Origin of the sequence: Isoptericola variabilis 225, from assembly GCF_000215105.1 — a bacterium.
Lineage (GTDB): Bacteria > Actinomycetota > Actinomycetes > Actinomycetales > Cellulomonadaceae > Isoptericola > Isoptericola variabilis_A.
The window spans coordinates 2,749,883-2,763,895 of sequence record NC_015588.1 but is presented as its reverse complement, the minus strand read 5'-3'; the positions used below and the strand labels follow the sequence as shown (position 1 = coordinate 2,763,895).

Sequence of the window (14,013 nt, the reverse complement as noted above, 5' to 3'; positions counted from 1 at the left end):
CCGGTTCTCGACAACAGAAATCACGCCCACAGCGGGGAGAACGTGGTGCTCAGATCCAGGAGCGCAGGAGCATGAGCGAGCGCCAGTAGTCGTACGGCACCTGCAGCGCCGACCACACCGGGTAGTACGCGGCCGAGACCAGCACGACGACGGCGACGACCGCGACGACCGCCATGATGACCCGCGACCTGCCGGGTCGCTCCTCGGTGCGCTCGAGCGCGACCGCCGCGACGTGGACGAGGGCCAGCACCACCCACGGCAGGAACACGATCGAGTAGAACGTGAAGATCGTGCGCTCGGTGAAGAAGAACCACGGGACCCAGCCCGCGACCAGGCCGGCGAGCACCGCCGTCGCGCGCCAGTCCCGGTGCAGGACGCCGAGCACGACCGTCGCGACGACGGCGAGCGCGCCCGCCCACCACAGCACGGGGTTGCCCAGCGACGTCACCGCCGACGCGCACCCGTCGGTCACGGACGCGCCGCAGCCCGCCTCGCCCGCCGTGACGCGCTCCCAGTAGAAGGAGGTGGGACGCCACTGGACGATCCACCCCAGCGGGTGGGCGGCGTAGCCGTGCTCGGAGTCGAGGGTCGTGTGGAAGTCCCACATCTGCGTGTGGTACTCCCACAGGCTACGCAGCGGCCCGGGGAGCCAGGTCACGCCCTGGCCGGGGTTCTCGACCGCCCACTGGCGGAAGTACGCGCCAGGCTGCGCGAACCACGACCACCACGTCGCCAGGTAGGTGAGCGCCGCCGTCGGGACGATCGCGACGAACGCGGGGACGGCGTCGACCAGGATCGAGTCCTCCCACCACCGGCCGACGCCGACGGCGCGGCGCGCCGTCATGTCCCACAGCACGGTGAGGATGCCGAAGACCGCGACGAAGTACAGGCCCGACCACTTGACGCCGCACGCCAGGCCGAGCGAGACGCCCGCGGCCAGCCGCCACCAGCGGAACCCGAGCCGAGGTCCGTAGAACTCGACCGACCCCCCGGCGTCGAGGAGGGCCGCCACGCGGGACGCGAGCCGGCGTCGGGCCCACTCGCGGTCCATGACCAGGCAGCCGAACGCGACGAGCACCCAGAACATGAGGAACTGGTCGAGCAGCGCGGTGCGCGAGTGGACGATCGCCTCGCCGTCGACCGCGAGCAGCAGCCCGGCGAGCACGCCCAGGAGCGACGACGCGAACAGCCGCCGCGCGATGCGGACGAGCAGGAACACCGCGAGGACGCCCACGACGGCGCTCGCGAGGCGCCACGCGAACGGGTTCGTCGCGCCCCCACCGGCCTCCATGCCGAGCCAGATCATCCACTTGCCGACCGGCGGGTGGACCACGTACGCGGCCTGCTCGAGGTAGGTGTCGACGTCGCCCGCCTCGAAGGCGGCGTTCGGCTCGTCGGGCCACTGCCGCTCGTAGCCTTCGCGGCCGAGCGTGTAGGCGTCCTTGACGTAGTACGTCTCGTCGAACACGAGCGCGGGCGGGCGGCCCAGCTCCCACAGGCGCACGACCGCGGCCAGCAGCGTCACGGCGAGCGTGCCGAACCAGGCCCAGAACCGGGCGCGGCGGGTGACGTCGAGCGCGAGCCGGCGACGGCCCAGCAGCGTGCGCAGCAGCCGGGTCTCGGTCGAGGGCTCGTCGGCGGGGGCGGCGGTCGCGACGGTGGCGAAGGGCCTGTCGGGACCGGCGCTCGGCGCGATCGCGTGCTCGGTCACCCGGCACATCGTAGGGGCGTGGGACGCTGGTCACCATGACCTCCCACCCCGCCGTGTCCTCCGGGGCGTCCTCCGCGGCCGGCGCCGGCGGCGCGCTCGTGCTCGCGGCCACGCCGATCGGCAACACCGAGGACGCCTCGCCCCGCCTGCTCCGGCTGCTGGCCGAGGCCGACGTCGTCGCAGCCGAGGACACCCGGCGCCTGCACGCGCTGGCGAGCCGGCTCGGCGTCGCGGTCGGCGGGCGCGTCGTCTCGTACCACGAGCACAACGAGACGGCCCGCGCCGACGAGCTGCTCGACGTCGTGGAGGACGGCGGGACCGTCGTCGTGGTGACCGACGCCGGGATGCCCGTGGTGTCCGACCCGGGGTACCGGGTGGTGTCCCGGGCCGTCGAGCGCGGGCTCCGCGTCACCGCGGCCCCCGGCCCGTCGGCCGTGCTCACCGCGCTCGCCCTGTCCGGGCTGCCGACCGACCGCTTCACGTTCGAGGGCTTCGTCCCGCGCAAGGCGGGGGAGCGGGCGCGATGGCTCGGGGCGCTCGCGGCCGAGCCGCGCACGATGGTGTTCTTCGAGGCGCCGCACCGCGTCGTCGAGACGCTCGCGGCGATGGCGGACGCCTTCGGGACCGACCGGCCGGCCGCCGTGTGCCGCGAGCTGACCAAGACGTACGAGGAGGTGCTCCGCGGCGGGCTCGGGTCGCTCGCGTCGCTCGTGCGCGAGCGGGCCGACGGCGGCGACGGGCTGCGCGGGGAGATCTGCGTCGTCGTCGCCGGGGCGCCCGAGGCCGAGGCGCCCGGCGTCGACGAGCTCGTCGGCGAGGTGCTCGCGCGCGTCGAGGCGGGGGAGCGGCTCAAGGACGTCGTCGCCGACGTCGCGTCCGCCGCCGGGGTCCCCAAGCGCGAGCTGTACGCCGCTGCCCTCGCGGCGAGGTAGCGCGTTTCGTCGCGAGGTAGCGCGCCTTTCCGCGAGGTAGCGCGTTTCGTCGCGAGGTAGCGCGCTGCCAGCCGACGTCCGCCTCCGAACGCCGCCTTCCAAGCCCGTATGCGCGACGAACGGAGACGGACGTGCCCGACGCCGGTCCCGCCGTCGGGCACCTGCGCTACCTCGCGACGGCGAGCGCTACTTCGGCGTGAAACGCGCTACCTCGCGACGAAACGCGCTACCTCGCGGAAAGACGCGCTACTTCGCCGGAGAACGCGCTACCTCGACGTGGCGAGCTCCACGCCGGCGGCGGTGAGCTCGGCACGGGCCTGCTCGCCCTGCTCGGGCGTGACGGGGATGGTCAGGTCGGTCAGCACGCGGGTCGAGAACCCCGCCCGCACGGCGTCGAGCGACGTCCGCTTGACGCAGTGCGACTCCACGAGCCCGACGACGTCGACCGCCTCGATGCCCGCGTCCCGCAGGACCTGCTCGAGCGGGCGCCCCGCCTCGTCGGCGCCCTCGAAGCCCGAGTACCCGTGCGCGTACTGGCCCTTCTTGACCGCGACGTCGGCCTCGAGGTCGGCGAGCGCGGGGTGCAGCTCGGCGTTGGGCGTGCCCGCGATGCCGTGCGGCGGCCAGGTGTCGACGAAGTCGGGGGTGTCGCTGAAGTGCTCGCCCGGGTCGATGTGCCAGTCCTGGGTGGTCACGACGAGGTCGTAGCGCTCGCGGTGGACGGCGACGTAGGCCGCGACGTCCTCCGCGACCCGGTTGCCGCCCTCGACCGCGAGCTCGCCGCCCTCGCAGAAGGTCGGCTGCACGTCGACGACGATGAGGGCCCGGCGCGTCCTGGTGGTCTCGTCCATACGACCCACATTGCCACCGTTCGGCCCGGTGCGGGTGCGGTCAGACGAGGAACCCGGCGTTGGCCGAGCAGCGCAGCGGCTCGACCGTCATCGTGCCCGGCCGCGGTCGTGCGTCCTCGGACGGCGGCGGGACGTAGGGCAGCTCGTCCGTCCTCGCGGGTTCCGGCTCGGTGCTCCGCGAGCGCCCGAACCAGCTCCGTACCCGGTCGACGATCCCCATCGCGGCCTCCGTCCTTGGACCAGCCTTGAGGCGAGCAAGCCACAGGCTTGACCGGCACGGCAGCCGTCGGCGCTGCAGGATGGAGCCATGTCTCCCGGTGCCCGACGGCGGTGCGCGCCTCGTGCGCGGCCGGCGCGGTCCGCGGCCGCGCTCGCGTCCGCGGCGGGCGTGGCGGCGAGCCTGGCCGCGGGCTGCACCGGGCAGCCCGCGGTCGGCGTCTCGTCCCCGCCCGCGGCCGCGACGAGCACACCGGCCACGCCGGCAACTCCGTCCGAGAGCGGGTCGCCGTCCGTGACGCCAGCGACGCCGTCGGGCACGTCCCTGGGTCCGGGCGCGGTGACCGCGACCGTGGAGACGGTGGTCGAGGGCCTGGACGTCCCCTGGGGTCTGGCCCCGCTCGAGGACGGGACGCTGCTGGTCTCGGAGCGCGACGCGGCGCGCCTGCTCGTCGTCGACCCGGCCGCGGGCACCTCGACGCCCGTCACCGGTGCGGGGGCGGACCAGCTCCTGGCCGAGACCCGCCCGCGCGGCGAGGGCGGGCTGCTGGGCGTCGCGCTCGACCCGGCGTCGGGCGACGTCGTGGTCTACCGCACGGGCCCCGACGACAACGCGGTGCTGCGCGGCACCCCGGACGGCACGACCCTCGGCGAGCTCACGACCGTCGTCGAGGGCATCCCGCACGCCGCGAACCACGACGGCGGTGCGGTCGCGTTCGGCCCCGACGGCCACCTCTACGTCGCCACGGGCGACGCGGGCGACCCGTCGAACGCCCAGGACCGGGCCTCCCTCGCGGGCAAGATCCTGCGCGTCACCCTCGACGGCGAGCCCGCGCCCGGCAACCCGGAGCCCCGCTCGCCCGTGTGGTCGCTCGGGCACCGCAACGTCCAGGGCCTCGGCTGGGACGCCGTCGGGACGATGTACGCGAGCGAGTTCGGCGCCCGCACGTACGACGAGCTCAACGTGATCCGGCCCGGCGGGAACTACGGCTGGCCCGACGCCGAGGGCCCGGGCGGCCCGGGGGGCACGGTCGACCCGGTCGCCTGGTGGCCCACGTCGCAGGCCTCGCCGTCGGGCCGCACGACGCCGCGACCCTGTGGGTGCTGACCAACAACACGGACGGACGGGGCTCGCCCCGCGACGGCGACGACCGGCTCGTGCGGGTGAGACTCGCACCCGCCGGGCGGTGACCACCCCGTTAGGATCGGGCACCATGACCCACATCCTCTCGGCCGTGGCGTGGCCCTACGCCAACGGCCCGCGGCACATCGGCCACGTCGCCGGCTTCGGCGTTCCCTCCGACGTCTTCAGCCGGCACATGCGGATGGCGGGTCACGACGTGCTCATGGTGTCCGGCACCGACGAGCACGGGACGCCGATCCTCGTCCAGGCCGAGCAGGAGGGCGTGAGCCCCCAGGAGCTCGCCGACCGGTACAACCGGGTCATCGTCGAGGACCTCACGTCGCTCGGCCTCACGTACGACCTGTTCACGCGGACCACGACGCGCAACCACTACGCCGTCGTGCAGGAGATGTTCCGCACGGTCCACAAGAACGGCTACATGGTCGAGAAGACGACCATGGGCGCGATCTCGCCGTCGACGGGCCGCACGCTGCCCGACCGCTTCATCGAGGGCACCTGTCCGATCTGCGGGTACGACGGCGCGCGCGGCGACCAGTGCGACAACTGCGGCAACCAGCTCGACCCGATCGACCTGAAGAACCCGCGCAGCCGCATCAACGGCGAGACGCCCAAGTTCGTCGAGTCGAACCACTTCTTCCTCGACCTGCCCGCGTTCGTCGATGCGCTCGGCGACTGGCTGCGCAGCCGCGACGGCTGGCGCCCCAACGTGCTCAACTTCAGCCTCAGCCTGCTCGACGACGTGCGCCCGCGCGCCATGACGCGCGACATCGACTGGGGCATCCCCGTGCCGCTGCCCGGCTGGGAGGACAACCCCACCAAGCGCCTCTACGTGTGGTTCGACGCCGTCATCGGCTACCTCTCGGCGTCGATCGAGTGGGCGCGCCGCACCGGCGACCCCGACGCCTGGCGGGCGTGGTGGACGCAGGAGAACGCGCGCTCGCTCTACTTCATGGGCAAGGACAACATCACGTTCCACTCCCAGATCTGGCCCGCCGAGCTGCTCGCCTACGACGGCAAGGGCTCGCGCGGCGGCTCGCCGGGACAGTACGGGAGCCTGCAGCTGCCGACAGAGGTCGTGAGCTCGGAGTTCCTCAACGTCGAGGGGCAGAAGTTCTCCTCCTCGCGCGGCGTCGTGATCTACGTGCGCGACATGCTCTCGCGCTACCAGCCGGACGCGTTCCGCTACTACGTCGCCGCGGCCGGCCCGGAGAACCAGGACGTCGACTTCACGTGGGAGTCGTTCCTGCGCCGCACCAACGACGAGCTCGTCGCCGGCTGGGGCAACCTCGTCAACCGCACCGCGAGCATGGTGCACAAGAACTTCGGCCAGATCCCGACGCCGGGCGAGCTCGCCGACGTCGACCGCCGCGTCCTGGAGTCCACGCGCGCCGCGTTCGGCACCGTGGGCGGGCTCATCGAGACCAACCGGCAGCGCGCCGCGATCGCCGAGGCGATGCGCGTCGTCGCGGACGTCAACCGGTACGTCTCCGAGACCGAGCCGTGGAAGCTCAAGACCGACCCCGAGCGGCTCGGCACCGTGCTGCACACGGTCACCCAGGCCGTGAGCGACTGCAACACCCTGCTCGCGCCGTTCCTGCCGCACTCGGCGCAGGCCGTGCACGAGACGCTCGGCGGCACCGGCACGTTCGCGCCCCAGCCGCGCATCGAGGAGGTCACCGACCTCGACGACCCGTCGCGCGAGTACCCGGTCATCACGGGCGACTACGCGTTCCCCGCGTGGGAGTCGCGCCCCGTGACGCCGGGCACGCCGGTCGCCAAGCCGACCCCGGTGTTCACCAAGCTCGACGACTCGATCGTCGAGGAGGAGCTCGAGCGGCTGCGCGAGAAGGTCTGAGGTGGCGCGCACGCGGGAGCGCGGGTTCCCGGCCGACCCCGAGCCGTTGCCGGTGCCCGTGGTCGACAACCACACGCACCTCGAGTCGATCGCCGACGTCCTGCCCGACGACGTCGCGCCGCCGAGCGTGGCCGCGCACCTCGAGCGGGCCGCGGCCGCGGGCGTCGACCGCCTCGTGCAGGTCGGCTGCGACGTCGAGTCGGCGCGCTGGACGGACGGCCTCGTGCGCGAGCACGGCGCGATCCTCGGGGCGGTCGCGATCCACCCCAACGAGGCGACGCTCCACGCGGGAGTCGACGAGGTGGGCCCGGACGGGCTCGCCCCGGCCCCCGAGGACCGCCACGCGGCGAGCCTCGAGGACGCGATCGCGCTCGTGGCCGACCTCGCGCGCGGCAACGACCGCATCCGGGCGATCGGCGAGACGGGCATGGACCTGTTCCGCACGGGCGAGCGCGGCGCGCAGGTCCAGCGGGAGGCGTTCCGGGCGCACGTCGCGCTCGCCAAGGAGCTCGGCCTGGCGCTGCAGATCCACGACCGGGACGCGCACGCCGAGGTCGTCGAGGTCCTGCTCGCCGACGGCCCGCCCGAGCGCACGGTGCTCCACTGCTTCAGCGGCGACGCCGAGCTCGCGAAGGTGTGCGCCGAGCACGGCTGGTACCTGTCGTTCGCGGGCCCCGTGACGTACCGGGCCAACGACCACCTGCGCGAGGCGCTGCGCGCGGTGCCGCTCGAGCTCGTCCTGGTCGAGACCGACGCCCCCTACCTCACCCCCCACCCGTTCCGCGGCCGGCCCAACGCGCCGTACGTCGTCGGGCACACCGTGCGCGCGATGGCCGCGACGCTCGAGCGGCCGCTCGACGAGGTGTGCGCGGCGCTGTCCGCGACGTCCGAGCGGGTGTACGGGCCGTGGTGAGTTCCCCGAGGATCCCGAGGCTTCCCCGCGCGCGCCGGGACCGCTACGGTCTGGTGCCCGTGGTGAAGCGTCGAGGGCCCCTGCCGCGCGCGGCGCGCCACGCGGTGCACGCCGTCGTCGTGCTGGCGCTCGCGGGCGGCACGCTCGCCGTGACCGACGCGCACAAGACCGTGACGATCGACTACGACGGCCAGGTCCGCACCGTCGAGGCCTACGGCGCCACCGTCGGCGACGTGCTGCGCTACCACCGCATCCCCGTGCGCGAGGGCGACCTCGTGCAGCCCGCGGCGAGCGAGGCGGCGGTCGACGACGGCGAGGTCGTGGTGCGCTCGAGCCGCGAGGTCACCGTCGAGATCGACGGCGAGACGCGCACGTTCACGACGACGGCCCACACGGTGGGCGAGCTGCTCTCGGCCCTGGGCCCGCGCGGCGACCGGGCCGTCGCGACGGCGTCGCGCTCGGCGGTCCTCGGGCGCGAGCCGGTGCGCGTGTCGACGCTCAAGACGGTCCAGGTCGCGGTCGACGGGTCGGTCCTGCCGCTGCGCACCACGCAGTCCACGGTGCGCGACGTGCTCGCCGACGTCGGCATCACGCTCGGGCCCGACGACCGCACGTCGGTGCCGCTCGGTGCGGCCGCCGTCGACGGCATGGTCGTGCTCGTGAGCCGCGGCGACACGGCGTCGGACCAGGTGCGCGAGGTCCTGCCGTTCACGACCGAGCGGATCGAGTCGGCCGACCTCCCCAAGGGCTACGAGGCGGTCCGCACGCGCGGGCGTCCCGGCGAGGCCGTGAGCACCTACGAGGTGCGCACGCTCGCGGGCACGGAGGTCGAGCGGGTCCTCGTGAGCCGGCAGGTGACGCGCGAGCCGGTGAACGAGGTCGTGGTCGTCGGCACGATGGAGGTCGCGCGGGTCGCGGTCGACCCCGGCTCGGCCCGCACCCTGGGGCGGGCGCTCGCCGCCGAGCGGGGCTGGGGCGACGACCAGTTCTCGTGCCTCGACAAGCTATGGACCAAGGAGTCCAACTGGCGCTGGAACGCCGAGAACCCGTCGAGCGGGGCGTACGGCATCCCGCAGGCCCTGCCGGGGACGAAGATGGCCACGGCGGGCGCCGACTGGCGCACCAACCCGGCCACGCAGATCCGCTGGGGCCTCGGGTACATCGCCGGGCGCTACGGGACGCCGTGCAGCGCGTGGAGCCACTCGGTGGCCGTCGGCTGGTACTGACGCACGAGAAATCTGCGGTGACTTTCCGGGACAGCCTGGACAGAGTCGGGCATCTTTACCACACCTTCGCTTGGCGGATGGTAACGATGCGGTTACGGTCTTCGGGATCGCCGGATCGGCCCCGGCCCCGACAGCCAGCCGGGAGTCCGCGCGCCGTGCCCGGACAGCACGACGTCTGGACCCGAGTGAACGCTCCGCACCGCACCCCCGAAGAGCAGTCCGCCACCGCAGCACCCGGCGCTGCGACCCCCGCAGAGCCGACCCCGGCCGACACCCGACGTCGCCGCCGCCGGTGGCCGCTCGTCGCGATGGTCACGGTGCTCGCCCTCGCCGTCACGGGCGGGGCGGTCGCCGTCGTCGACCAGGCCCGCAAGACCGTGACGCTCGACGTCGACGGTCGCACCACCACCGTCACCACCTTCGCCGGCTCGGTCGACGGCCTCCTCGCCGCCGAGGGGGTCCGCCTCTCCGAGCGCGACCTCGTCGTGCCCGCCCGCGACGGCGTGCTGCGCGACGGCGCCGAGGTCGTCGTGCGCTACGGCCGCCAGCTCACGATCGAGGCCGACGGCAAGCAGCGGGACCTGTGGGTCACCGCGCTCGACGCCGACGAGGCGCTGCGCACGCTCGCCGAGCGCGGCACCGAGGCGACGCTCGTGCCCACGCGTTCGGGGGAGCGCGCGTCCCTGCCGCTGCGCCTCGACGCCGAGGGGCCCGTCGCGCTCGTCGTGGGTGGCGAGGAGACCGTCGTGCCCGACGGCGGGATCGGCCTCGAGGCGATCCTCGAGGACGCGGGGGTCACGCTCGACGGCGACGACCGCATCCACGTCGAGCGCCGCGCCGCCGACGAGCTCGGCGCGCCGACCGTGGCGGTCGTCGTGCAGCGCGTCGAGGTCGAGGAGGTCACCGAGACCGCGGCCGTGCCGTTCGAGACCGAGACCAAGGTCGACCCGGACCGCTACGCGGACCAGGGCACCGCCGTCGAGCAGGAGGGCAAGGACGGCGTGCGCACGATCGTGCACCGCGTCGTGACCGTCGACGGCGCGGAGGAGTCGCGCGAGAAGCTCTCGGACGAGGTGACGACCGAGCCGGTGACCGAGGTCCTCGTCAAGGGCACCAAGGAGCGCCCCGAGCCCGAGCCCGAGCCGGAGCCGGAGCCCGCGCGCTCGAGCACGTCGTCGTCCTCGTCGTCCTCGTCGGGGTCTTCCGGCGGCTCGGTGCCCACCGGCGACGTGTGGGCCGCGCTGGCCCAGTGCGAGTCGGGCGGCGACCCGACGACCAACACCGGCAACGGGTACTACGGCATGTACCAGTTCTCGCTGTCGACCTGGCAGTCGGTGGGCGGCACGGGGCTGCCGTCCGACGCGTCGGCCGCCGAGCAGACGATGCGCGCCCAGATCCTCCAGCAGCGTGCCGGCTGGGGCCAGTGGCCGCACTGCGCCGCCAAGCTCGGCCTGCTCTGACGCCTCCGGGCCTCCGGCGCAACACCGCGCGCGTGCCGGGATGACGCCCGGGCGGCCCGATGTGGCGATGGCCACGTCGGGCCGCCCGAGGCTTGGCCTCTGATAACGAATCGGTTACGGTCGAGTGTCTCGCGTGCACGCCGCCGTACCGATGGTGTAAGCGCGCGGACCGGCCCGACGCCGCACGACGGCGTTCGGCGCCCCGTCCCGGGGCGCTCGGGCAGCCCGCCGGATCGGCCGTCGAGACCTCTCGCCGCCCGTGCCCGGACAGCACCACGTCTGGACCCGAGTGACTACTTCCATGGACCACACCACGCCTGAGGACGCCATGACCGCACAGATCGAGGCCGAGCAGGCCGAGTCCGCGCGCACGACCGCGCGCCGCCGTCGTCGGTGGCCGATCGTCGCCGGCGTCGCCGCGACCGCGCTCGTCGCGGGCGGCGCCGTCGGGTACGCCGACGCGCGCAAGACCGTCACGCTCGACGTCGACGGCGAGACCACCACGCTCACGACGTTCGCCGGCTCCGTCGGCGGCGTGCTCGAGGCCCAGGGCGTCGAGGTCGGCGAGCGCGACGTCGTCGCGCCCGCCGAGTCGTCCGCCCTCGAGAGCGGCACGGAGATCGTCGTCCGCACCGCCAAGGAGCTCACGCTCGACATCGACGGCGAGCAGGCCGAGACCTGGGTCGCCGCCGCCGACGCGCACGAGGCCCTCACGCTGCTCGACGACCGCGGCTCCGAGGTGCGCATCGTCGCCTCGCGCTCGGCCGACCGCGCCGAGCTCCCGCTGCCGGTCGACGGCGACGACCCGGTCGCCGTGGTCGCCGACGGCGAGACCGAGGTCGTCGAGAACGCGACCGCCGCCGTCGAGCAGGTGCTCGACGCCGCCGAGGTCACGCTCGACGAGGACGACCGCGTCCACGTCACCGACATCGCGACCGCGGGCGTCGCGGAGGCCGCGGACGCGGCCGCCGTCGCGCTCGTCGTCCAGCGCGTGGTGACCGAGGAGGTCGTCACGGAGAAGCCCGTCGAGCACGGGCACGAGACGCGCGAGGACGCCGACCGCTACGCCGACCTCGGCACGAAGGTCGCCCAGGAGGGCAAGGACGGCGTCCGCACGATCGTCGAGCGCGTGACGACGGTCGACGGCGAGGAGGAGTCCCGCGAGACGGTCTCCGACGAGGTCACGACCGAGCCGGTCACCGAGGTCGTCGTCAAGGGCACCAAGGAGCGCCCGAAGCCCCAGCCGGAGCCGGCGACGTCGAGCTCGTCGTCCTCGGGCTCGTCGTCGTCCTCGTCCGGCTCGACGTCGGGTCGCAGCTACTCCGTGAGCGGCAACCGTGCGATCGGCCAGCAGCTGGCCGCCGCCCGCGGCTGGACCGGCTCGCAGTGGACCTGCCTCGAGGCGCTGTGGACCAAGGAGTCCGGCTGGAACCACCTGGCCAAGAACCCGTCGTCGGGCGCCTACGGCATCCCGCAGGCACTGCCCGGCTCCAAGATGGGCACGGCCGGCTCCGACTGGGCGACCAACCCGGCCACGCAGATCGAGTGGGGCCTCGGCTACATCGCGGGCCGCTACGGCACGCCGTGCGGCGCGTGGAGCCACTCCCAGGCCAACAACTGGTACTGAGCCGCTGACCGTGGGTGGGCTATAGGCTCACCTGTCATGACCGACACCCCAGGCGCCCTGCTCGGCCCCGCGGAGATCCGCGAGCTGGCAGGGCGTCTGGGCGTCCGGCCCACCAAGACGCTGGGCCAGAACTTCGTGCACGACGGTGGCACCGTGCGCAAGATCGTCCGTGCGGCCGGGGTGCGGCCCGGGCAGCGCGTGGTCGAGGTCGGGCCCGGCCTCGGGTCGCTGACCCTCGGCCTGCTCGAGGCGGGCGCCTCCGTGGTCGCGGTCGAGATCGACCCCGTGCTCGCGGGCCAGATCACCGAGACCGTGCGGGCGCACGTGCCCGACGCCGACTTCGAGGTCGTCCTCGCCGACGCGCTCGACGTGCGCACGCTGCCCGGCGAGCCGCCGACGGCGCTCGTCGCGAACCTGCCCTACAACGTCGCCGTGCCCGTGCTGCTCACGTTCCTCGAGCGGTTCGACTCGCTCGAGCGGGTGCTCGTCATGGTCCAGGCCGAGGTCGCGGACCGGCTCGCCGCCGAGCCGGGGTCGAAGGTCTACGGCGTGCCGTCGGTCAAGGCCGCCTGGTACGCCGACGCGCGGCGTTCGCTCAACGTCAGCCGCACCGTCTTCTGGCCCGTCCCCAACGTGGACTCGGCGCTCGTCGCGCTCGAGCGGCGCGACCCGCCCGCGACGACCGCGACCCGCCAGCAGGTCTTCGCCGTCGTCGACGCCGCGTTCGCGCAGCGGCGCAAGACCCTCCGCGCGGCCCTCTCGGGACTGTTCGGCTCGGGTGCCGCAGCCGAGGAGGCGCTGCGGGCCGCGGGCGTCGACCCGGCCCTGCGCGGCGAGCGGCTCGGCATCACCGAGTTCGCGCGCATCGCCGAGCAGCTGCCCGCGCCCGCCGTGCAGCCCGGCGGTCCCGCTGGCACGGTTGAGGCGTGACGTCGTACCTCGCCCCCGCGCCGCAGCCGTCCGTGCGCGTCCGCGCGCCCGGGAAGGTCAACCTCTCGCTGCGCGTGGGACCGGTCCAGGAGGACGGGTTCCACCCGCTCGTGACGATCTTCCAGGCGGTGGCCCTGTACGAGGAGGTCACCGCGACCCAGGTGCCGGTCGGCGCCGGGATCTCGATCGCCGTGGACGGGCCGCAGGCCGACCGCGTCCCCCTCGACGAGACCAACCTCGCGTGGCGGGCCGCCGAGGCGCTCGCCCGGCACACCGGCGTCGAGCCCGACGTGGCGCTGCACGTCACCAAGGGCGTGCCCGTCGCGGGGGGCATGGCCGGGGGCTCCGCCGACGCCGCGGCGACCCTCGTCGCGTGCGACGCCCTGTGGGAGACGGGACTGCCCCGCGCCGAGCTGGCGGTCGTCGCGGCCGGGCTCGGCTCGGACGTGCCGTTCGCGCTGCTCGGGCACACCGCCGTCGGGACGGGGCGCGGCGACCTGCTCACGCCCGCGATGACGCGCGGCGAGTTCCACTGGGTCTTCGCGGTGTCGGACGACGGGCTCTCGACGCCCGAGGTCTACCGGCGCTTCGACGAGCTCACCGCCGGGCAGGCGCGCGACGTCGAGCTCGCCGACGAGGCGCCGCTCATGCACGCGCTGCGCGCCGGCGACCCGCACGCGCTCGGCGCCGCCCTGCACAACGACCTGGAGCCCGCGGCCCTCTCGCTGCGGCCCGAGCTCGAGCGGACGCTCACGCTCGCGCGCGAGGGCGGTGCGCTCGGGGCCGTCGTGTCCGGCTCGGGGCCGACCGTCGCGGCGCTCGCGCGGTCACGGCAGCACGCGCTCGCCATCGCCGCGACCTGGACCGCCGAGGGCGCCGCCGACACCGTCTGGTGCACCACCGCCCCCGCCCACGGCGCCCGCCTGCTCACCTGACCCCCGCGAGGTAGCGCATTTCTCGCCGAGGTAGCGCGTCCTGCGCCGAGGTAGCACGTTTCGCGGCGAGGTAGCGCGTTTCGCGGCGAAGTAGCGCTCGACGCCGCGAAGTAGCGCGACGGAACGCGCTACTTCGGCGCACGGCGCGCTACTTCGCGACGGAACGCGCTACTTCGGCGCACGACGCGCTACGTCGCGAGGGAACGCGCTACG

The 14,013-nt window shown here is 74.3% G+C and carries 12 protein-coding genes; 9 read left to right on the top strand and 3 right to left on the bottom strand.

From position 1 onward, the window contains the following. Positions 1–49 precede the first annotated feature (49 nt). The gene (locus tag ISOVA_RS12715; RefSeq protein ID WP_013839625.1) at positions 50–1,720 is read right to left on the bottom strand and encodes a dolichyl-phosphate-mannose--protein mannosyltransferase; all 1,671 of its coding nucleotides are present in this window, start codon (positions 1,718–1,720) and stop codon (positions 50–52) included. A 26-nt stretch (positions 1,721–1,746) separates the two neighbouring features. Between ISOVA_RS12715 and rsmI the strand changes: the two genes are divergently transcribed. Next, positions 1,747–2,643: a 16S rRNA (cytidine(1402)-2'-O)-methyltransferase gene (gene rsmI, locus ISOVA_RS12710; protein ID WP_013839624.1), complete on the top strand. Its 897-nt coding sequence runs from the start codon at positions 1,747–1,749 to the stop codon at positions 2,641–2,643. A 266-nt stretch (positions 2,644–2,909) separates the two neighbouring features. Here rsmI and ISOVA_RS12705 read toward each other — a convergent pair whose 3' ends face one another. Then, positions 2,910–3,494: an isochorismatase family protein gene (locus ISOVA_RS12705; RefSeq protein WP_013839623.1), complete on the bottom strand. Its 585-nt coding sequence runs from the start codon at positions 3,492–3,494 to the stop codon at positions 2,910–2,912. 40 nt (positions 3,495–3,534) lie between these two features. Continuing rightward, entirely contained in the window at positions 3,535–3,714 is a 180-nt protein-coding gene (locus ISOVA_RS12700; protein WP_013839622.1) for a hypothetical protein, read from the bottom strand. Positions 3,715–3,801: 87 nt separating this feature from the next. On the opposite strand from ISOVA_RS12700, the gene ISOVA_RS12695 reads away from it, so the two are divergent. From ISOVA_RS12695 to ISOVA_RS12660, 8 genes are all read left to right on the top strand, one after another. Continuing rightward, the gene (locus tag ISOVA_RS12695) at positions 3,802–4,818 is read left to right on the top strand and encodes a PQQ-dependent sugar dehydrogenase (protein ID WP_013839621.1); all 1,017 of its coding nucleotides are present in this window, start codon (positions 3,802–3,804) and stop codon (positions 4,816–4,818) included. A 106-nt stretch (positions 4,819–4,924) separates the two neighbouring features. Continuing rightward, positions 4,925–6,709, top strand: coding sequence for a methionine--tRNA ligase (metG, locus tag ISOVA_RS12690; RefSeq protein WP_013839620.1), 1,785 nt, complete (start codon positions 4,925–4,927; stop codon positions 6,707–6,709). A 1-nt stretch (position 6,710) separates the two neighbouring features. Beyond that, positions 6,711–7,622, top strand: coding sequence for a TatD family hydrolase (locus ISOVA_RS12685; protein WP_013839619.1), 912 nt, complete (start codon positions 6,711–6,713; stop codon positions 7,620–7,622). 53 nt (positions 7,623–7,675) lie between these two features. Beyond that, a complete protein-coding gene (locus tag ISOVA_RS12680; RefSeq protein ID WP_013839618.1) occupies positions 7,676–8,848 on the top strand; it encodes an aggregation-promoting factor C-terminal-like domain-containing protein in 1,173 nt (390 codons plus the stop codon). Positions 8,849–9,156: 308 nt separating this feature from the next. Beyond that, on the top strand, positions 9,157–10,308 hold the full coding sequence (locus ISOVA_RS12675; RefSeq protein WP_013839617.1) for a resuscitation-promoting factor: 1,152 nt from the start codon (positions 9,157–9,159) through the stop codon (positions 10,306–10,308). 301 nt (positions 10,309–10,609) lie between these two features. Then, on the top strand, positions 10,610–11,935 hold the full coding sequence (locus ISOVA_RS12670; protein WP_233275896.1) for an aggregation-promoting factor C-terminal-like domain-containing protein: 1,326 nt from the start codon (positions 10,610–10,612) through the stop codon (positions 11,933–11,935). Between the two features lie 36 nt (positions 11,936–11,971). After that, the gene (rsmA, locus tag ISOVA_RS12665) at positions 11,972–12,865 is read left to right on the top strand and encodes a 16S rRNA (adenine(1518)-N(6)/adenine(1519)-N(6))-dimethyltransferase RsmA (protein ID WP_013839615.1); all 894 of its coding nucleotides are present in this window, start codon (positions 11,972–11,974) and stop codon (positions 12,863–12,865) included. Further along, positions 12,862–13,800 (top strand): 4-(cytidine 5'-diphospho)-2-C-methyl-D-erythritol kinase, encoded by a 939-nt coding sequence (locus tag ISOVA_RS12660; RefSeq protein WP_013839614.1) that lies wholly within the window; start codon positions 12,862–12,864, stop codon positions 13,798–13,800. Before rsmA ends, ISOVA_RS12660 begins: the two co-directional genes overlap by 4 nt. Positions 13,801–14,013: the final 213 nt, after the last annotated feature.